The organism is Pontibacillus litoralis JSM 072002 (assembly GCF_000775615.1).
Taxonomy (GTDB): Bacteria; Bacillota; Bacilli; order Bacillales; family BH030062; genus Pontibacillus; species Pontibacillus litoralis.
In genome coordinates, this window is sequence record NZ_AVPG01000073.1 from 1 (window position 1) to 504 (window position 504).

Annotated in this window: 1 protein-coding gene; it reads left to right on the plus strand. The window is 39.7% G+C overall.

Features of this window, described 5'->3' with window-relative positions; translation table 11 throughout:
* Positions 1-504 (plus strand): IS256 family transposase (locus N784_RS15750; RefSeq protein WP_036836547.1); only part of this gene is annotated, 504 nt, incomplete at both ends.

The following is a 504-nucleotide window of genomic DNA, read 5'->3' on the forward strand; positions in this document are numbered from 1 at the left end:
CCCCAACAGAATCTGCTTACAACTGGCAAGAACTGTTGGAAGGGTTAAAGGAGCGTGGCGTTGAAGATGTTTTATTATTCGTTTCAGACGGTTTAAAAGGCATGGCGGACGCTGTTTTCACTGCATTTCCAAAAGCGAAATATCAAGTATGTCTCGTACATGTTGGGCGTAATATTGCGCATAAAGTGCGTGTAGAAGATCGTCAAGAAATTTGCGAGGATTTCAAAACAGTCCACCAAGCCATGAATGCAGAAGCAGCTGAACAAGCACTGGATGCGTTCTGTGATAAATGGGGCAAATCTTATAAAAAAGTTACGCAATCATTGCTTGAAAACCGATATCTTCTAACATTTTATCAGTTCCCAAAAGACATTTGGCGAAGCATTTATTCGACGAATTTAATTGAGTCTTTTAATAAACAAATTAAGAAACATACAAAGCGAAAAGAGCGGTTTCCGAACGAAGAATCGCTAGAACGCTTCTTAGTGACGCAGTTTGAAGATT